The 19,892-nt window shown below is 48.9% G+C and carries 17 protein-coding genes and 1 pseudogene; 12 read left to right on the top strand and 6 right to left on the bottom strand.

Annotated elements, in window-relative coordinates; genetic code table 11:
- Positions 1-2 precede the first annotated feature (2 nt).
- From ABD980_RS10885 to tssF, 11 genes are all read left to right on the top strand, one after another.
- Positions 3-1,196, top strand: coding sequence for a DotU family type VI secretion system protein (locus tag ABD980_RS10885; RefSeq protein WP_300646659.1), 1,194 nt, complete (start codon positions 3-5; stop codon positions 1,194-1,196).
- On the top strand, positions 1,193-4,789 hold the full coding sequence (tssM, locus tag ABD980_RS10880) for a type VI secretion system membrane subunit TssM (RefSeq protein ID WP_345371671.1): 3,597 nt from the start codon (positions 1,193-1,195) through the stop codon (positions 4,787-4,789). The genes ABD980_RS10885 and tssM overlap by 4 nt, the downstream gene beginning before the upstream one ends.
- Positions 4,790-4,792: 3 nt before the next feature.
- Positions 4,793-5,515 (top strand): type VI secretion system-associated protein TagF, encoded by a 723-nt coding sequence (gene tagF / locus ABD980_RS10875; protein WP_300646662.1) that lies wholly within the window; start codon positions 4,793-4,795, stop codon positions 5,513-5,515.
- On the top strand, positions 5,512-6,762 hold the full coding sequence (locus tag ABD980_RS10870; protein WP_345371668.1) for a PEGA domain-containing protein: 1,251 nt from the start codon (positions 5,512-5,514) through the stop codon (positions 6,760-6,762). The genes tagF and ABD980_RS10870 overlap by 4 nt, the downstream gene beginning before the upstream one ends.
- 104 nt (positions 6,763-6,866) lie before the next feature.
- Positions 6,867-7,862 (top strand): type VI secretion system protein TssA, encoded by a 996-nt coding sequence (gene tssA / locus ABD980_RS10865; protein ID WP_345371666.1) that lies wholly within the window; start codon positions 6,867-6,869, stop codon positions 7,860-7,862.
- Between the two features lie 41 nt (positions 7,863-7,903).
- Complete coding sequence (gene tssB, locus ABD980_RS10860) at positions 7,904-8,455, top strand: type VI secretion system contractile sheath small subunit (protein ID WP_300646666.1); 552 nt, start codon at positions 7,904-7,906, stop codon at positions 8,453-8,455.
- An 11-nt stretch (positions 8,456-8,466) separates the two neighbouring features.
- Positions 8,467-9,963 carry a type VI secretion system contractile sheath large subunit gene (tssC, locus tag ABD980_RS10855; RefSeq protein ID WP_260649702.1) on the top strand — a complete coding sequence of 499 codons (1,497 nt, stop codon included), beginning with the start codon at positions 8,467-8,469 and terminating at the stop codon, positions 9,961-9,963.
- Positions 9,964-10,065: 102 nt separating this feature from the next.
- Positions 10,066-10,551, top strand: a complete 486-nt coding sequence (locus ABD980_RS10850) for an Hcp family type VI secretion system effector (protein WP_260649703.1) — start codon at positions 10,066-10,068, stop codon at positions 10,549-10,551.
- A 58-nt stretch (positions 10,552-10,609) separates the two neighbouring features.
- On the top strand, positions 10,610-11,152 hold the full coding sequence (gene tssE, locus ABD980_RS10845; RefSeq protein ID WP_345371661.1) for a type VI secretion system baseplate subunit TssE: 543 nt from the start codon (positions 10,610-10,612) through the stop codon (positions 11,150-11,152).
- Between the two features lie 12 nt (positions 11,153-11,164).
- Positions 11,165-11,752 (top strand): DUF3540 domain-containing protein, encoded by a 588-nt coding sequence (locus ABD980_RS10840; RefSeq protein ID WP_300646670.1) that lies wholly within the window; start codon positions 11,165-11,167, stop codon positions 11,750-11,752.
- A gap of 21 nt (positions 11,753-11,773) precedes the next feature.
- Positions 11,774-13,717, top strand: a complete 1,944-nt coding sequence (gene tssF, locus ABD980_RS10835) for a type VI secretion system baseplate subunit TssF (protein ID WP_345371658.1) — start codon at positions 11,774-11,776, stop codon at positions 13,715-13,717.
- Between the two features lie 24 nt (positions 13,718-13,741).
- Here tssF and ABD980_RS10830 read toward each other — a convergent pair whose 3' ends face one another.
- On the bottom strand, positions 13,742-14,767 hold the full coding sequence (locus ABD980_RS10830; RefSeq protein WP_345371656.1) for a PTS sugar transporter subunit IIC: 1,026 nt from the start codon (positions 14,765-14,767) through the stop codon (positions 13,742-13,744).
- A 119-nt stretch (positions 14,768-14,886) separates the two neighbouring features.
- Between ABD980_RS10830 and dbpA the strand changes: the two genes are divergently transcribed.
- Positions 14,887-16,272 (top strand): ATP-dependent RNA helicase DbpA, encoded by a 1,386-nt coding sequence (dbpA, locus tag ABD980_RS10825; protein ID WP_345371654.1) that lies wholly within the window; start codon positions 14,887-14,889, stop codon positions 16,270-16,272.
- Between the two features lie 27 nt (positions 16,273-16,299).
- On the opposite strand, the gene ABD980_RS10820 is transcribed toward dbpA, so the two are convergent.
- The 5 genes and pseudogenes from ABD980_RS10820 to bioF form a co-directional block, all read right to left on the bottom strand.
- Positions 16,300-16,812, bottom strand: coding sequence for an aminotransferase class III-fold pyridoxal phosphate-dependent enzyme (locus tag ABD980_RS10820; RefSeq protein ID WP_345371652.1), 513 nt, complete (start codon positions 16,810-16,812; stop codon positions 16,300-16,302).
- Positions 16,727-17,371, bottom strand: coding sequence for an aminotransferase class III-fold pyridoxal phosphate-dependent enzyme (locus ABD980_RS10815; RefSeq protein WP_345371650.1), 645 nt, complete (start codon positions 17,369-17,371; stop codon positions 16,727-16,729). Before ABD980_RS10815 ends, ABD980_RS10820 begins: the two co-directional genes overlap by 86 nt.
- On the bottom strand, positions 17,368-18,060 hold the full coding sequence (gene bioD, locus ABD980_RS10810; protein ID WP_345371648.1) for a dethiobiotin synthase: 693 nt from the start codon (positions 18,058-18,060) through the stop codon (positions 17,368-17,370). The genes ABD980_RS10815 and bioD overlap by 4 nt, the downstream gene beginning before the upstream one ends.
- Complete coding sequence (locus ABD980_RS10805; RefSeq protein WP_345371646.1) at positions 18,057-18,716, bottom strand: alpha/beta fold hydrolase; 660 nt, start codon at positions 18,714-18,716, stop codon at positions 18,057-18,059. The genes bioD and ABD980_RS10805 overlap by 4 nt, the downstream gene beginning before the upstream one ends.
- A pseudogene (bioF, locus tag ABD980_RS10800) lies at positions 18,713-19,873 on the bottom strand (8-amino-7-oxononanoate synthase). Before bioF ends, ABD980_RS10805 begins: the two are co-directional and overlap by 4 nt.
- Positions 19,874-19,892: the final 19 nt, after the last annotated feature.

The following is a 19,892-nucleotide window of genomic DNA, read 5'->3' as shown; positions in this document are numbered from 1 at the left end:
TGATGCAAGATATTACAGCAAGCCCATTGCTGCAAGCGGCGAACCCTTTGTTATTGCTATTAACTCAAATACAGCAAAGTGAAAGTCACCCGAATCCTATGCAGTTGCGCTTGCGCCTTATTGATGAAATCCGCCAGTTTGAGCTGCGAGCGCAACAGGCTGGGATGAGCAACGAGGTGATTTTAGGCGCACGTTATTGTTTGTGTACTGTGTTGGATGAAGCGGCGGCGCTTAGTCCGTGGGGCAGTGGGGGCGCGTGGTCCACAAATAGTTTGCTTGTGACTTTTCATAATGAAACCTGGGGTGGGGAGAAGTTTTTTCATCTGTTAGCTAAATTGAGTCAGAACCCCGCTGCGTATAAAGAGCTATTGCTTTTGTTGTATTACTGTTTGGCCTTAGGGTTTGAGGGACGTTATCGTGTGGTTGATAACGGTAGAGCGCAGTTACAAACCATTAAGCAGCGATTACTGTTGAGTCTAAAAAGTGTAACGCCTGCGTATTTAGAGCCACTCTCTCCTCATTGGCAAGATAAACCGGTACTGAAAAAAATACAGCGTCTTCCTGTTCCACTTTGGGCTGCGGCGGCATTGGCTGGCGCGGTAGCACTGGCTATTTATATTGGGTTTAGCTGGTCATTAAGTGATCGCTCTAATCCTCTATTTCAAAAAATTGTGGCATTGGCTACGCCCACCATGGCCATAAGTGAGCAACAAGCTCCTGCTTCTTTGCCTGCTGCGCCAGCACGCTTGGCGCATTATTTAGAGGCGGAGATCAGAGAGGACTTGTTAACGGTTCGAGATGAGGCAGACCGGAGCGTAGTGGTGTTGCGTGGGGATGGCTTATTTGAATCTGGTTCGGACCGTGTGCGTAATGCTTATGTGCCAGTGTTAAGCCGAGTTGCCGATGCTTTAAATAGTACACAAGGGGTCATTTTGGTGACGGGGTACAGTGACAATGTCCCCATTAGAACACTGCGTTTTCCTTCTAATTGGGAGCTATCGCAAGCACGAGCGGATGCCGTAAAAAATTTATTGAACCAGCGGCTTATAGATTCTGCGCGTGTACGAGCCGAAGGCAAGGGTGAGGCGAACCCTTTGGTTCCGAATACCACAGCAGAAAATCGGGCTAGAAATCGTCGTGTCGAAATTATGCTGCTGATCCCCAGCACTAATCAGTCTGTAGGAGAAGCGCCATGATGATGCGGCTATTTGGTTTGATAAGGAGTCGCACGCTTTGGGTGCTGTTAGGGCTGCTGGCGTTATGTTATGTGATATGGGTGGCGGGCCCTGCGTTGGCTATTAACCAATGGTATCCCTTAGAAAGTTCAGTCGCGCGGTTGTCATTAATTTCCTTAATTTTAGGAGGTTACTTATTACGTTGGGTATGGCGTAAATGGCGTGAGGGACGTTTAAATGCGCAGTTATTAAAGCAACTGCGTAAACCGAGTCGTAAAGAAGCTGTAGCGTCGCCAACCGAACAGGCAGAGGTGTTGGTTTTGCAGCAGCGTTTTGATGAAGCCCTGGAGCGTCTACGTAAAGTACGTTTTACTGGACAGGGCAAAATCAAGTGGTTAGAGCGGTTTTTACCGCATTATTTATATCAGTTGCCTTGGTATATGTTTATCGGGGCGCCGGGCTCTGGTAAAACCACGGCTTTAGTCAATGCAGGGCTCACTTTTCCGCTAGCAGATACCTTTGGTAAAACCGCGTTAAAAGGGGTGGGTGGGACACGTAATTGTGATTGGTGGTTTACGGATGAAGCGGTGTTACTGGATACTGCTGGGCGTTATACCACACATGAAAGCGATCCTACTGGGGATGAAAAAGAGTGGCAGGGTTTTTTACATTTGTTGCTGCGGTATCGTAAGCGGCAGCCATTAAATGGCATTATTTTAACCATTAGTTTAGCGGACTTACTTGGAGCGAATGATACCGACCGTTTACAGCATGCAGCGGTTTTACGGCAGCGCTTACACGAATTACAGCAGCAGCTAGGCATCCATTTTCCGGTATACGTGCTGATTACCAAAATGGATTTACTTAGTGGTTTTGAGGCTTATTTTGCCCAAGCCGATCGTGCTAGCTTAGAGCAAGTTTGGGGGTTTAGTTTTGCTTATGAGCAAAGCCAACGGCCTGATTTTGACTTGTTGCCCCATTATCAGCAAGAGTTCGATTTATTACAGCAACGCTTAGAGCAAGCTTTGCCAGATGTATTAGCTGTACCGCAGGATCCAGCGCAACGGGCAGAGGCTTTTTTGCTCCCACAGCAGTTTGCCGCCATTAAAGATACTTTAGGCTATTTTTTAAGTGAGGTATTTATTAGCTCACGTTTGGCGCCAGGTTTGCAACCACGAGGTGTGTATTTTACAAGCGGTACGCAAGGCGGTGAGCCATTTGATCCTGTCGGTCAAGCCTTGTCTTCGGCGTTGAGCTTGCGCTCCTCCACAGCTTCTGCCGACGTAGCAGCAGAAGGAAAAAGCTATTTCTTACATCGTTTTTTGAAAGAGGTGGTTTTTAAAGAGTCGGCGCTAGCAGGCTTAAATATGAAATGGGAGCAGCAATACCGACGATTACAGTGGGTGGCTTATGGCTTAAGCGCGGCGGTATTGTTTGGGTTATTTGGGTGGTGGTGGGTAAGTTATCAGAATAATCAGCACTACTTGGTCCAAGTAGCACAGCGTATTCCTCAAGTAGAAGAGCTTGCTCAACAAACACGGATTGAAAAAGGCACCGATGTGTTGGGCTTAATGCCATATTTGAATGCAAATTGGGAGATAGCGGCGGGTGATGATTTTTATCCACCACAACGCCCTTTGGCATACGCGGCTGGCTTATATCAAGGTAACAAAATTCAAAGTGCTAATCAGGCGGTGTATGAGCGTGTGTTAAGCCAGCAACTCTGGCCACAAGTAGCGCGTTTGATTGAGTCTGGATTGCAGGAAGCCTCTGTGCAGGACATAGAGCAAACGTATGAGGCATTACGAGCCTATTTAATGATCTATGATGCGCAGCGCTATGATGCGGTGTTCCTCAAGCAATGGGTGTTGCGTTTGTTGCAACCGCAATTGCCCGCGGATTATACCCGCGCGCAATATGAGCGTTTGGGGATGCATTTAGAGCATTTGTTAGCGCCACAGGTGTTGCATTCGCCATTTGCACAAAATGAAGCCTTGGTCGCGGAGCGTCGTGCGCAGCTTGATCAGTTTGGCTTGGCCGAGCGCATTTATAGTCGCTTATTACGTTTATATGCGTCTTCAGAATTAAAAGAGAGCAGCTTGGTGTCTTTGGCGGGGGCAGAAGCGACCACGGTGTTTGAACGCCAAAGTGATGCTGCACTCAACGAAGGAATCCCTGGGCTTTTTTCTTATAACGGCTATTGGAATGTATTTGCTAAACGCGTGGAGGGCGTTGCTAATCAGCTTCATGCTGATGATGCTTGGGTGTTAGCCGTCAACCAGCGGCAGCAGCAACCGCGCGCTACCGTGATAACCGAAGTTAAACGCTTATATTTTGCGGATTATGTGCAGCGGTGGGATACATTTTTAGAGGACGTACGCATCCGTACCCCTAAGCATTTAATCGATGCAATTGAGCTGGTACGCAGTGTTTCTGCTTCTAATTCACCGCTACAGCGTTTTGTGCAAAACGTGGCCTATGAAACTACTTTGTTGCGAGAGGATCAGCAATACCAGCGTTCAATATTAGACCGAGCTAAAGAGCGTGTAACCAGTTCCACTCAAAACTTAGAGCAAATGTTTGGGCCCATAGGTTTAGAAGGGGCGGTGCGTATTGATGCGACACCAGAGCGCTTAGAGCAAATGGTTGATCGGCATTTTGTGCGCTATCACGAGTTAGCTCAGCCTGTAAATGCCGGAGCACCCGCGCCCATTCAAGGTACTTTAGCATTACTTAACGAGTTATATACCTACTTAACGGCAGCGGATTCCGCCTTGCGCAGCCAAAGCCCATTGCCGCCCAGTGAGGTGCTAAGCAAGTTGCAAGCAGAAGCGGGACGCATGCCGGATACGGTAGGGCAGATGCTAAAGCATATGGCACAGGATGCGGCAGGAGCGGTTAAACAAGTGCGACAGCAGCAAGTAGGTGAGGATGTGAATGCCGTATTGGGGAACTATTGTCGACGCACTTTAGCAGGACGTTATCCATTTACGAAGAGTCAATTAGATGCTGCACCGAATGATTTCGCCCGTTTTTTTGGTCCAGGGCAAATGATGGAGCAGTTTTTTAATAATGAATTAGCGGCTTTGGTGGACCGGTCTGGACAACGATTACGCTTTAAGCCGGGCATGGATGGTCGTCAAGGTAATGCCACGCGCTATTTACGTGCTTTTGAGCAGGCAGCTGTGATTCGAGATGTGTTTTTTGCAGCAGGGCAAGCACAACCATCATTTCAAGTGGCAGTGCGAGTGGTAGACATGGACGCTCGTATTCGTCAGCTCAATTTAGATGTGGATGGACAAAGTATCCATTACGCGCATGGGCCACAGGTAGCCACTACTGTGCAATGGCCCGGTGAGCGAGGTAGCCATCAGGTGATGTTAAGTGTGATGCCTCAGAAAGGGCGCTCAGGTATTAGTGCTCAGGGGCCGTGGGCGTTGCACCGCCTACTGGACCAAGCGCAATCGGTACGCCAAGGGCGCTCGCCAGAAACCATGATTGCTACTTTTGATTTAGGGGGAAGAACAGTGAGTCTCGAATGGCGTGCTTATTCTGCGCGTAGCCCATTTGCTTTGCCTGAGCTTAAGGCATTTCGTTGTCCAGAAAAAGGATGATCTATGGAGTCATTAGACCTTGATGGGCTGTATCAGCAGCTAGGCTGGTATGGCAAGCTGCCCGCAGCCGGGGATTTTGTGCATCGACGCATAGATAGTGGGCGTATTCAGTTTTGGCATCAATGGATAGAACAAAGTTTATTGCCTTATAAACAAGCGGTGAATGAGGCGCATTGTTACCCAACGGCGCCTGTGTGGAATTTTGTTTTACCCGCCTCATTGCTCGAGGGGGGAGCTTTTATGCAGATGGGGTGCTTGGCTCCTAGTCTGGATCGGGTAGGTCGTATTTATCCCTTAGTGATTACTTTACAGATTCCTACTCAGTGCTATCAAAAAACACTCTTACAGGGCGCAGCACGCTACTTTCAGCAGATGGGACGTTTGGCTTATCAAGCCATTCAGCAGCGTTATTCAGTACCGCAATTTGATGCGTTTTTGGTAGAGCTCGCACCCTGTATGACAGCGATGCTGCACCAGCCTTTAGTCAATGGAGAGAGCGATGGGGCGATTTTATCGATATTAAATGCCGGTCATGAGCGTCCACCTTTAATGCAGCTGGAAGAAGATCCTTTGGCTTGGCCAGAGCTAGTGGATTGTTTTCATCCGCAGACGATGCATAGCTATTGGTGGACGAATCAGGCTACTGGAGCTGCACATCGAGCTGTGGTTCATGGGGGGCGCTTAACCCCATTATTATTTCAACGTTTATTTGGGGTGCGCTCGTGACAGCACAAGTGTATTTTTTTCATCAGGCGCCATCGGATGCTGTGCCTCTTGTACAAAGTACGATTTGGCAGCAGCCGGTAGCCGCGTCGCATTTAACACAATGGGCGCTTTGTCTTGGCACAGCTTTGCACCAACGCCACCAACAGGGGCAGCTTTATGCGCAATGGGATCCTGAGCATTGTTATATCGATGAGCAAGGTAACTGGTATTTGTTAGAGCAAACCCCCGCCATTGATTCGCCTTGGTTGGCGTTTGAATTGATGGCACAAGAGCCGTCATGGCCCATAGGCCCCGCTGTCGACGTATACGGGCTTGGTATGTTATTGCGCAGTTTGCTGTTAAAACGTTTGCCACCCATTGCGAGCACACGTTGGTTGGAGCCCTTACCCGCACTGTATGACATGGAGGTAGAAGGGATTGAGCCGCGGTTATTGCGTGCGATTGACTTGGCAACCGAGCAGGATCCTGCATTGCGCTTAGCGTCTATTGAAGAGTTTTTACTTTACTTAGGTCAGACTTTATCACAGTCAGTGGCAGCGTCTACTGTGCTCCTAGAAGAGTCGGCGGCAGTGGCTGCTTTGCCTGTCACGCAGCCGGCACCGACGTCATCAGCACCGACGCCACCTGCACCGATTGTAGGTGCTGTTTCTACAACTTGGCAGAGGCGGACGCTGTATGCCTTATTTTTTCTTGGGGCGGTAGGGGTGGGGGCGTGGGCTTATGGGCTATGGCAGAAACCTGCTCCAGTTATAGAGACGCCGCTAGCATCAATGGACGAGCCATTTCATCAACAGGTCGCAGCGGAAAAGGAATGGCAGGAGCCTTCTTCAAAGACGCTTATTTCTGAAGATGTGGATTCAATTGAGAACGCAGAGATATGGCCTGAACAGAAGGTGTTAATTGAAGAGCTGGAAGTCTTAGGTCCGACTCTGGATCCGGTATCTAAAGCATTAGCGCTGGAGCTGGTGGCAAGCCCGCCTGCTGAGCCAAAACTGGCTGCGCCGGCACCGACATCATCGCCTAAGCCTGCCGCCACGGGAGCCACGGGAACCTTACGTATCGCAGTACTGCCATGGGGGGATGTGTATGTGAACGGTCGCCGGCAAGGAGCAAGCCCGCCATTAAAAGAACTCAAACTGAAAGCGGGTAAGCATCGTTTGCAAATACGCAACGGGGATTTAACACCTTATCAAGCGACCATAGAAATCGAAGCGGGTCAATCTGTAACAATAAGACATAAATTTTAGCGTTTGATTTTTATTTTATTTATATAAATCAATGAAATATAAATTTAATATTGGGCTTTTACAATACTGAAATGACTATTTATGACAAAGAGGCGCTCCTGCAAATGTGGCAGCAGAATCAAGGGGGAGAGAACCTTGAGTATGATCCACAGTTTTTGGCTTTGCAACAGAGCGCTATTGAAAAGCCGGAGCAGCAGTTTGGTGACACCATCATCGAGGCTCAAGCGCCTGAATGGGGGCATGTCTTAAAACAAGCTGAAATCCTATTGGCGCAAACGGCGGATTTACGGGTGTTGTTGCTGTATGTCTGGGCCCATGTGGAGCGTTATGGTTTGGTGGCTTATGCCCAGGGGTTAACGCTTTTGCATGAGCTTTTGCAGCAACATTGGCACACTGTGCATCCACGTCTAGAGGAAGAAGGGGAGTTTGATCCTTTTCTTCGGATGAACGCGTTGGGGGCTTTTGTGGACGCAGAAGGAATACTCAAAGCCGTTCGAGCGAGTGTTTTATTAAGTACGCCCCATGGTGAGTTGAGCCTGCGCGATGCTGAACATGTACTAGAAGGTACAAAAGCCGAGTTGTTCGCTGGTGGCAAATTACGACTTCAAGAGTTGCTGCGTCAGATGCAGAGTGACCCGCACTCGGGTATGAGTCAGCTTTTGCACATAGAGCAGCAGCTGATAGCGATACAAGATTGTGTGCAGCAGCATTTAGGTCAAGAGTGGGTGCCCGATTTTAGTGCGGTACAAAGCAGTTTTAAAACGTTAACTCAGTTTGCTTTGGTGAAGCAGGAATCACCAAACGAGGACGTATCCGATGTGCAAGAGCAGGTGATTTTTTCTGCGCCGACGGTGACAACTCCGCCAGAAGAAAAAGTACAAGCCTGGCAAGACGTAGTTATACAAAGCCGTGAGCAAGCTCTAGAAGCTATTGAAAAAATCTGTAGTTATTTTGAAATGCATGAGCCTAGTCACCCCGCCCCCTTTTTGTTACGGCGAGTGCAGCAAACTATTCCTATGCGCTTTCCTGAAATTTTACAAAACCTGATGCCGGCCAGTGCAGAGCAGTTTGAGGCGTGGATGCCTAAAGAGTCTGAATAAGTCGAACTAAGCCAGCTTTAGGATTAACAAGGAGTCAACCAATGAGTAGCGGCCAGAAATTTATTGCGCGTAATCGCGCTCCTCGCGTGCAAATTGAATATGACGTTGAGGTTTATGGTGCAGAGCGTACCATTCAATTGCCTTTTGTGATGGCTGTGATGGCCGATTTAGCAGGTAAGTCGCATGTTGAGCAGCCAGCCGTGGCGGAAAGAAAATTCATGGATATCGATATTGATAACTTTGATGAGCGCGTCAAGGCTGTCTCCCCCCGGGTGGCTTTTCAGGTACCGAATACGCTGCAAGGAGAGGGACAGCTTCAAGTGGATTTGACTTTTGAGAGCATGGAGGACTTTGAGCCAGCTCAGCTAGCAAAGAAAATCGAACCATTGCGTGCGCTGCTGGAGGCTCGAACGCAGTTAGCGAACCTATTGACCTATATGGACGGTAAAACAGGTGCGGAAGCGCTTATTGAGCAAGTCTTAGCTAATCCAGCTTTATTAAATAGTTTAGCTGCTCAAGCATTGCCGACGACTGGCGATGCGAATTCTACCGAGGATGATGATGGGCATAACGCGTCAAGCGTGCAACCCTAGGAGAGGCAGTTATGTTGGAACAACAGCTTAGTCAAACCCCCGCCGCTACTACAGTAGCAACTGATGAGCTCAGTCAGTTATTACAAAAAGAATTCAAGCCCAAAACGGATCAGGCGCGCAGTGCCGTAGAAGCGGCTGTTCAAACGTTAGCCCAACAAGCATTAAGCCAGACAGTGCACCATGCTAGTGATGCTTATGCCACGATTCAGGCCATTATTACTGAAATTGACCAAAAACTCACCGAGCAAATAAATACCATTTTGCATCACGAGCAGTTTCAGCAGCTAGAAGGGGCTTGGCGCGGTTTGCATTATCTGATTAATAACACGGAAACGGATGAACAACTCAAAATTCGTTTTATGTGTATTAGTAAGCGTGAATTAGGCCGGACCTTAAAGCGTTACAAAGGGGTAGCGTGGGATCAAAGTCCTATTTTTAAGCAGGTATATGAGTCTGAGTATGGTCAGTTTGGTGGCGAGCCAATTGGCTGCATTGTCGGTGACTATCATTTTGATCATAGTGCGCCCGATGTAGAGCTTTTAGGTGAAATGGCACGGATTAGTGCTGCAGCCCATTGTCCTTTTATTACCGGGGCAGACCCAGCCGTAATGCAGATGGAAAGTTGGCAGGAGCTAGCGAACCCTCGTGATTTAAGTAAGATTTTTACGAATACAGAGTATGCCGCTTGGCGTAGCTTACGCGAATCTGAAGACGCGCGTTACATTGGGCTGACCATGCCACGGTTTTTAGCGCGTCTGCCTTACGGAGCGCGTACTAATCCCGTGGATGCGTTTGACTTTGAAGAAAGCACCGATGGGGAAGATCACAGCAAATATACCTGGGCGAATTCAGCCTATGCCATGGCCGCTAATATTAATCGCTCGTTCAAAGAATATGGCTGGTGTACATCTATACGTGGGGTGGAGTCCGGTGGCGCGGTCGTGAATCTTCCTACTCATACTTTTCCCACGGATGATGGTGGGGTAGATATGAAATGTCCGACGGAAATTGCCATCAGTGACCGGCGCGAGGCGGAATTAGCTAAAAATGGTTTTATGCCCTTGGTGCATAGAAAGAATTCAGACTTTGCTGCTTTTATTGGAGCACAGTCTTTACAAAAACCGGCCGAGTACCACGATGCCGATGCAACTGCCAATGCACGTTTAGCAGCACGCCTACCTTATCTTTTTGCTTGCTGCCGCTTTGCGCATTATTTGAAATGCATTGTGCGCGACAAGGTTGGCTCTTTTCAAGAGCGTGATGACATGGAGCGTTGGCTTAATGATTGGATTATGAATTATGTGGACGGGGATCCGGTGAACTCATCCCAAGAAACTAAAGCGCGTAAGCCACTGGCCGCTGCCGAAGTTCAGGTCCAAGAAATCGAAGATAACCCAGGCTATTATGCCGCACGCTTCTTTTTACGACCACATTATCAGTTAGAAGGCTTAACGGTGTCATTGCGTTTGGTCTCAAAGCTGCCTTCGTTAAAGCAGAACGAGACATAGGTTAAAGCTAAATTGGTGTAATGATCTCAAGCCCGTATGCAGCGAGGTAGTCCTACCTCTATTCATTTTAATTGTACTTATACGTTTATAGGGAGAAGTACTGTGGCAGTTGATATGTTCATGAAAATTGAAGGAGCCAATGGCGAATCTAAAGATGCCAACCACAAAGATTGGGTTGATATTCAGTCGTTTGCGTGGGGTGCGACGCAGCCGGGCTCGATGTCAGCGGGCGGTGGTGGTGGTACCGGTAAAGCCAGTTTTAATGACTTGCATGTGGTGGCGTTGATTGATCGCGCGACGCCTGCTGTGTTAAAGCACTGTGCGACTGGCAAGCACTTGGGCAAAATCGAAGTCTCTGTTTGTAAAGCAGGTGGAGAGCAGGTGGAGTACACCCGCATTACTTTAGAGGATGTATTAGTGACCTCTGTGCAATACCGTGGTGTACAGGACGGTGATGCGGTAGAGGTAAGTTATGCTTTCCAAGCAGCTAAAGTGAAGCAGCAGTACTGGGAGCAGACCGATAAGGGTGGCAAAGGTGCAGAGTCTGTGGTCGGTTACGACATTAAACAGAATAAGTTAAGCGCTTAGCCTAGACATAGTGAGGGGCCGCTTAAAGCGGCCCTTTAACGTTATTGAGATGTGAGTGATGTTCCGACAGACTAACGTGCGTTTACAGCCGGCATTATTGGATCGATTGGAAGACAATGCACCGGAAAAACAGGAAGGTCAGCCGGTAGCATTAAATGTAACTCAGTTAAAACAAGCGGTATTACGTGATTTAGGTTGGCTATTGAACACCATTAGTTTAGAGGCACAGCAATCTTTGCAATCCTACCCGCATGTTCAAAGCAGCACTTTGAATTACGGGGTGGCGGCATTGGCAGGCAAACGGGTTTCAGATGTGGAGTGGGATGAGATAGAACAGGCAGTACGTACCGCAATATTACAGTTTGAGCCACGTATACTTCCTCAGGGCTTGATAGTGCGTTGTTTAAGTGCTGCAACCGATTTAGCGCACCATAATGTGATTGCGCTGTTTATTAAAGGACAACTGTGGGCAAACCCGTATCCACGAGAGCTTTTAATTCGGACAGAAATCGATTTAGAAACCAGCCAGATCCGGGTTGAGGAAATGGACCGCCTACCTGAATTCGATTTGGTGCATCACGAGTCCGCATTTTCTAAATAAAAAGGAAAAAACATGTTAAGGCCACAACCACAGCTTTACCCGTTATATGATCCAGTGCATTTGATCGGTGTGGTTCAAGTGATTGAAAGCAAAGAAAAAGCACTGTATACCGTTGTCTGTGATGGCAAAGCGTGGATCTGCACGCGGGCGGCCAGTTGCTTGCTGCAGCCTGCACTTGGGGATACCGTTTTAATCAGTGGACCGGATGCACAGCGGGTTTATTTACTCGCTGTGATTGAGCAGGCGCAGCCCCAACAAAGTGTGATGGACTTTGCCGGAGCGGTGACCGTGCAGGCACCGCAGTTCGATATGCGCACGCAGCAAGCCAACTGGCAGGTAGAGCAGTTGCAGTATGTGGGGGAAAAAATTACAGCTCATGTAGGTTGGACGCAGCTGTTTGCCCGTGTCTATGAACGAACGTGTGATCGATTACGTAGTTTGAGTCGACGAAGTGTGCGCGTGACCAAAGAGGTAGAAAAAAGTCGTGCGGGCACAGTGGATATGCAAGCCGAACAAGCATTACGCCTACATGCAGAGTTCACGTCAATGACAGCCAAAGAAATCGTGAAAGTGGATGGCAAACAAATCCATATGGGTTAAATACAGATAGGGTGGTGTAGGGTGAAACCGTCATTTTTAGATTATTATAATAATGAGCTCGCCTTTATGCGCGAGATGGGGCAAGAGTTTGCGCAACAACATCCTAAAATTGCCGGCCGTTTAGGGATGCAGGGCATAGAGGTCGCTGACCCATATGTAGAGCGGCTACTAGAGGGCTTTAGTTTTTTAACTGCGCGCATTCAAATGAAAATGGATGCACAGTACCCGCAGCTGACGCAGAGCTTGTTGGATGTGTTATCGCCTAGCTACACAGCACCCTTGCCTTCTATGACTGTAGTGCAATGCACCCCTAGCTTTACCCATGGTAATTTAGCTAAAGGGGTAAATGTGCCGCGTGGTACGGTCTTACGTGGGCGTGTACCTAAAGGCGAACAGACTGCACCAGAATTTACCACGGCCCAAGATGTGCAGTTAACGCCATTGCACGTGGAGGCGGTTAACACAAGTGTGCTGGATGACGGGCTAAAACAGGTTTGGGCACAAAGTAAGCATGGGCGTGATGCCCCGGTAACCTCGATTCAACGTGTGCTGACCTTACGTTTTTCATTGCAAGGCGGTGTGTTGCTTAAAGAGTTGCGTTTGCCTCAATTAATGATGTATTTGCATGGGCAAAGCCACGCCATGCAGGCGTTATTGGCTTGGATTATGACCCAAACGGTGGGCCTTATCTGCCATGATGCCGAACGGCCGCTGCGCTGGGCTCATGCCTTAGCGCCTAGTGCTTTACAGCAAGAGGGCTTTCAAGAAAACCAAGCATTGCTGCCTGTTGAGATGCGTCAATTTCAGGGGCACCGTGTGCTGCAGGAGTATTTTGCGCTACCTGAACGGTTTTTATTCTTTAGTGTGAACGGGTTGGCGCAGGCATTACGTTTACCTCCCGCTCTGGCAAACCTTGATGATCCTTTGCTACGAGAGCAACAGCCCCGTCAATTTTGCATCAGTTTTTTATTAGCGCAAGCGGCTCCAGAAATTGAAAGCCGCTTGCAACCAGAGCAGTTTGCTTTGCATTGCACGCCGGCCATTAATTTAGTGCGGCGCCAAGCCGATCGTATCGTGATGCAGTCGGATGCGCATCGTTATCATTTAGTGGTTGATAAAACACGCCCTTTGGACTTTGAAGTTTATAGTATTGAGCATTTACATGCTTATGCTCTTCAAGATGGGGTGCGCGAGCAGGTGTTTCGTCCTTTTTATCAAAATAGGGCAAGTGATATAGGAAATGGGGGGCGTTATTTTAGTATTCAACGTCAAGACCGCCTACCATCTGCGCACAGCTCCCAGCAACAAGGTGAACGGAGCCGGTATGTAGGCAGCGAAGTATATCTGCAACTGGTGGATCAGTCGCAGGCGCCTTTTGCGCCTGAGCTACGCCACTTGGCGGCGATGGTGTGGTGTAGTAATCGGGATCTTCCTTTGTTAATGCCATATGGTAGTGAGCAGGATTTTGTTTTAAAAACCATTTCGGCTCCCGTAACCAGCATACGCATTTTATGTGCACCAACAGCTCCCCAGCCGGCATTAGCACAAGGCGAATACGCTTGGCGGTTAATTGGGCAGCTAGAACAACAGTACATAGGCTTAGAGACATTAAGTGCACAGCAAAGCGTGGCTTATTTGCGCAGCTTGCTCCAGTTACATGCGCATCATGCGCCGAGTCATTTTGCTTTATTGTCGCAAGCGATTCAAGATGTGCGTACAGAGGTGATACATCAGCGGTTGGCTATACCTGGGCCGATTGTGTATGGGAGAGGGGTCAGGATAAGCATTACTGTAGATGAGCGTGCTTTAGCGGGGGATAGTGCTTATCTGCTCGGGGCGGTGTTGGAGTACTACCTGAGCCGTAGTGTAGGGATCAATATGTTGGTGCAATGTGAGCTGCATTCGGTTCAACGGGGACGGATTAAACAATGGCCCGTGCGTGGGGGCTCTCGCCCCCAGTTTTAACATGGCAATGGCGTCAACCGATGCTTAGGCTTGCAGTGTTAAGTCGCCAGGATGGATTTTTCCACAGCGTTTGAGGCCATAACTGATGCTCAGACAAACCAAGGCGGGTAAAATAAAATGCATCAGCGCGATAGCTAGCCAAACCTCGCTTGTTTGCCCCATAGCGGCGAGCGTGCCCACTTGGCCAACAAGGCCGCTGGTTCCCATGCCGGCGCCACTGGGTATGTTTTTCATCTGAAACACCAGTGTGCCGATCGGGGCTAAGAGTGCGGCCGTCATAATTGGGGGTAGCCAAATCCATGGGTTACGGATAATGTTAGGAAGCTGTAGCATGCTTGTGCCTAGACCTATACCAAGTAAACCAGAGGTGCCGTTTTCTTTATAGCTCATGGCGGCAAAGCCGATCATTTGGGCACAGCAGCCGACGGTGGCAGCACCAGCCGCAAGCCCGCTAAGGTCTAAAGAAATGGCCACGGCAGCGCTGGAAGTAGGGCCAGTGAGTACCATACCCATAATCACAGCGATCACTATACTCATAAAAAAGGGCTGTAAAGTCATTGCCCATTCAATGGTTTGTCCTGTAGCACGCATCAGCTCGCCTAAATAGGAGGCTACCCACTGTGCTGTTAACATACCAGTGATCAGAGCGGTAGCAGGAGTGACAATAATATCAATGGGCGTAGTTTTATGGACAAGTTTACTCAGCTCACTGCTAAGCGCGACAGCGACAAAAGCGCCTACCGGCCCACCGCCCACACTAATAGCAAGCGAGCCAACCATGGCGCTACTAAAAATGACCATTGGGGGCGCTTGTAAACCATAGGCTACGCCCACCCCAATGGCAGCACCCAAGCCAGCTTGCGCCAGACCCCCAATATCAACGAGCCAATCCCAGCCTAACCAGTTTCCCGTGGTTTTTAAAATTAAGCCAATAATTAATGAACCAAACAGACCCAAGGTCATGTAGTTCATGGTTTCTATGCCATAGCGGCGTATTGAGAACTCAATGTTTTTACGAGCAAGGAAGTCGCGCATATGATTTAGACTCAAAGTGAGCATAAAATAAAATAGAATTCACATTGTAGCGTTTTCTTTAGCAAAAAAGATTTAGTTCTTATGAAATGTAGCGAGCGCGATACAATGAAAGCATTATTTTTTTGGGAACAGGCATGACCGCACAAACGTTGTTTTCAACCTTGGCTTTACAGCCAGCATTATTAGATACGGTGACACAATTGGGGTGGCAACAGATGACACCGGTACAGGCACAAAGTTTGCCGCCTATTCTAGAAGGCCGTGATGTGATTGCTCAAGCCAAAACAGGGAGTGGTAAAACCGCTGCGTTTGCGTTGGGGGTTTTACAACAGCTGGATACCACGCTACGACAGCCTCAGGCTTTGGTGCTGTGCCCTACGCGAGAGCTCGCAGCGCAGGTAGCCGAGGAAATGCGCCAGCTGGCGCGTGCTATGCCTAACTGTAAAATTATGACACTAACGGGTGGCACGCCAGTGCAACGCCAGGCCGACTCTTTAGCCCACGGGGTTCATATTGTGGTGGGAACGCCAGGTCGTGTGCTGGATCATCTAGAAAGACAAAGCCTGGATGTGTCCGCGGTGTCGATGTTAGTGCTTGATGAAGCCGATCGTATGATTGACATGGGCTTTTACGACGAGATGTCTCACATCGAGGCGCTATGCCCGCGTCAACGGCAAACGCTTTTATTTTCTGCGACGTATCCCGATCATGTGGATAAGGACGCCACGCGTTTTGTAAGGGATGCGATCCATGTACAAGTGCAAACCGAATTAACAAGCGTGCCAGTGCAACATTATTTTTATGCTGTTGCGGCAGAGGAGCGCTTTGATGCCGTGGTTCGTTTACTGTTGCACCATCAGCCTACTTCTGCTTTATTGTTTTGTAATACCAAACTGGTGAGCGATCAGCTGTGCGATTATTTGCGTAGTCTAGGTTTTAGCGCTCTGGCTTTACATGGGGATTTAGATCAGCGGCAACGGGATGAGGTCTTAATCCAGTTTGCGAATCATAGCTGCTCAATTTTAGTGGCTACGGATGTGGCTGCACGAGGCCTAGATATTCAGGGGCTGCCGGTAGTCATCAATGTGGAGCTACCACATCAAGTGGAAAGTTATATCCACCGCATTGGTCGTACCGGAAGAGCCGATCAAACGGGGGTTGCCTTAAGCTTTTTTGAGGCAAAAGATAAGCCGTTGCTTCAGTTATTACAGCAAGCTGGGATTGATACTGGGGTGGGTGTGTTGCCGCCAGCAAGCCGCCAAGCGCGCCCTCATAGCGCTCCCATGAAAACGGTTGTCATCATTGGGGGGAAGCGGGATAAATTACGCCCCGGTGATATTTTGGGAGCCCTAACTGGTGATGCCGGCTTAGATAAAGATCATGTCGGCAAAATACAGGTCGGGATGGTGGTGAGTCATGTCGCCATCGCAACAGAAGTGGCAGCGTTAGCCTTAGATCGCTTATTGCGTCATGGCATCAAAGGTAAACGTTTTAAAGCGCATTTTGTGCGTAATAGCTAAACAAGCTGGCATGGAGCCAGCTTTGGGTTAGCGTACGGCTAGATCAATACCGTCGCTGGCGACCTGAGCGAGAAGATCGATATGTGATTTCTCGATAATATACGGGGGCATAAAATAAATCACATTTCCTAGGGGACGTAATAATACGCCTTGGCTAAGAGCGTGATTAAAAACACGTAGCCCGCGGCGTTCTCGCCAGTCAAATGGGGTTTTACTTGCTTTGTCCTTGACCATTTCAATAGCAAGAATCATGCCAGTTTGGCGTACCTCGGCAACATGTGGGTGATCATGAAGGTGTGCCGTGGCTTGTGCCATATATTGCGCTGTTTGTTGGTTTTTTTGGATGATGTTTTCTTGCTCAATTAAGTCTAAGGTCGCTAGGGCAGCGGCACAAGCTAAGGGGTTGCCTGTGTGCGTGTGCGAATGCAAAAAACCATTGAGTTTTTCATAATCGTCATAAAACGCTTCGTAGACGGTGTCGGTGGTAAGTACGGCTGCTAAAGGCAAGTAGCCACCGGTAAGCCCTTTGGAAAGCACCATGAAATCGGGGGTGAGGGTGATACATACACATGCCTGCAGCCCCTTGCACTAAAGGCTCAAGGATAACCGCAGCAATATGATGGTGATGCTCAGCAAGCGCTTTTTCCATATGGGTAAACATATGGCGGCTATAGTCCTCCCAGCTTTGGCCCTGATTGCGCCAATAATGCAGACTCATTTTTAGCGCCACCTCAATACTTGAGGAGCCATTGTCAGCATAAAAAACACGATTTAAGCCCGTGGGCGTGATGTGGACTAAGCGCTCGGAAAGCTCAATAACCGGCTGATGACTAAAGCCCGCTAACATAACATGCTCTAAAGTGTCGACCTGAGCTTTGATGCGCTCATTAATGTAGGGGTGACAATGCCCAAACAAAGTCGTCCACCAAGAGCTAATCGCATCTAGATAACGATTTCCATTAAAGTCTTCTAAATAAAGGCCTTGGGCGCGTTGAATCGGGATTAAGGGGATACACTCGTGATCCTTCATTTGGGTACAAGGGTGCCAGAGCACAGCTAAGTCACGTTGCATCCATTGAGCGTTAAGATCGTTGTTCATGCTTTTGACAATAAAGGAGATAAATCGATATGTTGTGCGACATCCGCCGCTGTTAGATGTGGCTGATGAGGAATTACCCCTAAACACGGGGCACGCATGCTTATTTTTAAACAATCAATGTTTTCTTGGGCGGCTTCGGTATGCGGTTCGATTTGATTCGCTACCCACCCGGCTAAAGGTAATCCGGCGTGTTGGATAGCATCCATGGTCAATAAGGCATGGTTAATGCAGCCTAAACGAATTCCTACGACTAAAATTACAGGAAGCTGGAGTTGCAAGGCGAGATCGGACAGTCTTTCCGTTTGATTTAAAGGCACATGCCACCCGCCGGCACCTTCTACTAAAGTAAAATCCGCCCCTTTGGCTAAGATTGCTTGAACCTTAGGCAGTAGGCTGGCCGTGTTAAGCAAGCGATTTTCTTTGGCGGCTGCGATATGTGGGGCAATCGGAGGCTCAAAGGCAAAAGGGTTGATTTCCTCATAGGCGGCAGAGACGGTGGAGTAAGCCTGCAGATGCAGCGCATCAGCATTACGTAAGCCTTCAGGGCTTAGCGAACAGCCAGAGGCCACTGGTTTGGTGGCAAGCGTGCTTAGCCCCTGTTGCTGGGCGGCGTATAACAAACCGCCGGCAATGGTGGTTTTACCGGCGTCGGTATCAGTGCCAGTTATAAAAAAAGCCGGGTTGCTCATGATGGTTTTCTAAGTAATAAGTGAATAATATGCCACGTGGCAGGTAAGCCTTGTGGTCTTCTATAGGTATCATACGCGGCTTGTAATCGTTGTAAACGGTCTTTGGCGGCCAAGTGAGGGCGTCGTCCTGCATGCAGGTGATTGGCTCCGAGTTGTTTTAGCTCATGGCGCAATTGCCGTAAATGATCATAAAAATACACATACTCTTGGGCATGTAAGTGTTGTATGACAAGGGGACTGGCTTGGCAAAGTTGGGTATAGGCCGATGCCGTTCGAAAATGATTTACATGTTGCGCATCGTCGACTTGAGCCCAGCTGTTTTTGAGCTCGTAGAGGCTGCCCTCAAGCACACTACTGAATAAAAAATACCCTCCTGGGCGTAAAATGCGTGCACACTCATTACCTAGGGTGATGACAGCACGTAGGGGGTGCGATAAAGCCAATTGCAGGGCTAGCATGACCCCTAGCGACCAACCAATAACAATGGACTGTGGGGGGATGCGTGCGCGCAAATGCTGTAGGCTATGAGCTAGATCTTTAGCGATATAATCCCGCATGCAAAGTAGCTGTTGCTCAGGGAGTTCGAGTGCTTGTTGTAAGGGCGTCAACACATGTTGATTCATGCCCCAACCGTTAAGTAAATAAATCGGGGTCATGACTGAGGTTTCCATAAGCGTTGTAAGGTCATTAACAGCGCGTCAATGTGTTCAGGCTGGTGAGCCGCGCTTAAGGTAATACGTAAGCGGGCCGAGCCCTCGGGCACGGTGGGCGGACGAATCGCCCCCACTAAAAAACCATGCACCTGCAGTGCTTGAGCGAGCCGCATCGTTTGTGCGTTATCCCCAATCACAATAGGCTGAATTGGAGTGCGACTAGGCATAACGGGAAGCGCATAGTGTTGTGCCCGAGATTGAAAATACTGGATTAGTGCGTGCAAATGCTGGCGTCGCCAGGCTTCTTGCTCTAACAGCTCTAATGCCGCTAAGCTGGCACAAGCTAGTGCGGGCGAAGAGGCGGTAGTATAAATATAAGGCCGTGCAAACTGGATCAGGTACTCAATCAGTGCGGTATCACCAGCGACAAAAGCCCCAGAGGTCCCTAGCGCTTTACCTAGGGTCCCCATTAAAATGGGAACCTTGTCTGTGGTTAAGGCGGCTTCTTCTATGCTACCCGCACCTTTTTGACCGAGTACGCCGAAGCCATGGGCGTCGTCAATCATCAATAAGCTTTGATGTTGCTGGGCAATATGAACCAGTTCGTGCAGGGGGGCGATATCACCATCCATGCTAAATACCCCGTCGCTAACAATCAGCGTTTTACCTTTTGCGCGTTGTAGGCGCTATTGCAGGTGATCCATATCCACATGTTGATAGCGTAAGAAACGGCAGCCCGCCAAGCGCCCACCATCAAGTAAAGACGCATGGTTAAGACGGTCATGCAGCGCTGTATCCGTTTTTTCCATAAGGCTACTGATAACTGCAAGGTTGGCCATATAGCCAGTCGAAAACAGTAGGGCGCGAGGACGGTTTGTCAGAGAGGCTAAAGCTTGCTCTAGGTCTTCGTGGGGTGACAAGTGCCCAGATACTAAATGCGCTGCACCGGCGCCTACGCCCCATTTTTCTGCCCCTTGCTGTAGAGCATGAATGACCTTGGGGTGGTTGGCCAAACCTAAATAATCATTAGCGCTGAAATTAACCACCGCTTGCTGCCCCAAGGTGGTTTGTGTGCTTTGAGGTCCGGTTAAGAGCGGACGTTGGCGATAGCGCTGGTGCGCGTGTTGTTGTTGCAGACGTTGTTGGATACGATGTTGCATGAGCAAAACAGTAATCAAA

The organism is Paenalcaligenes hermetiae (assembly GCF_039543645.1).
Classification (GTDB): Bacteria; Pseudomonadota; Gammaproteobacteria; order Burkholderiales; family Burkholderiaceae_B; genus Paenalcaligenes; species Paenalcaligenes hermetiae.
The sequence above is the reverse complement of the archived record's forward strand: the minus strand, read 5'-3'. Positions and strand labels throughout refer to the sequence as shown.